Genomic DNA, 845 nt, shown 5'->3' on the forward strand with positions numbered 1-845 from the left:
GCCTCCGCGTTGCGCTCGGGATCGTCCCGGTACCCGGTCATCAGCGGCAGCGGCTGGCGCGCGAGGTCCAGGCAGATCTCGCCCTCGCCCGGTTGTGTTGTCAGCCGGCGCCCGCTGGTCGGGTCCACCAGCACCACTGGAACGCCGGGAAGGGGCCGGCCCATCGACCCCGGGCGCACCTCGGAACCGGGGGTGTTGCCCACCTGGGCGGTGGTCTCGGTCTGCCCGAATCCGTCGCGGATGATCAGTCCCCATGCCCGCCGGACCTGCTCGATCACCTCCGGGTTGAGCGGCTCACCGGCACCGACCGCCTCCCGCAGGGCGCTGGGGCGCTCACCGAGGTCGGCGTTGATCAGCATCCGCCATACCGTCGGCGGCGCACAGAACGAGGACACCCCCCACTCGCGCAGGTGCTTCAGCAGAGCCGCCGCGTCGAACCGCCGGTAGTTGTAGACGAAGATCGTTGCCTCGGCGATCCACGGTGCGAAGAAGCACGACCAGGCGTGCTTCGCCCATCCCGGCGACGAGATGTTCAGGTGGACATCGCCCGGCCGCAGCCCGAGGAAGTACATTGTGGACAGGTGGCCGGCCGGGTAGGAGACCTGCGTGTGCTCGACCAGTTTGGGCCGTGACGTCGTGCCCGAGGTGAGGTACAGCAGCAGCGGGTCGCCCGGTGCCGTGCCCGGGTGCTCGACCGGCACGTGCTCCAGCTCCGCGGCGCCTCGCAGGTCGGCCCACCCCTCGGCCTCCCCCACGCTGATCCGCGTGTAGTCCCCGGGGACCTCGGCGAACTTCCCGGTGTCCGCGGCGTTGCAGACGACATGCCGGGCGCGGCCGCGGGCGAT

Annotated in this window: 1 protein-coding gene; it reads right to left on the minus strand. The window is 71.2% G+C overall.

Translation table 11 applies throughout. From position 1 onward, the window contains the following. Positions 1-845 (minus strand): AMP-binding protein (locus DD1DGNOD_RS15610; RefSeq protein ID WP_165036760.1); only part of this gene is annotated, 845 nt, incomplete at both ends.

Source organism: Candidatus Protofrankia californiensis, from assembly GCF_900634765.1.
GTDB lineage: Bacteria > Actinomycetota > Actinomycetes > Frankiales > Frankiaceae > Protofrankia > Protofrankia californiensis.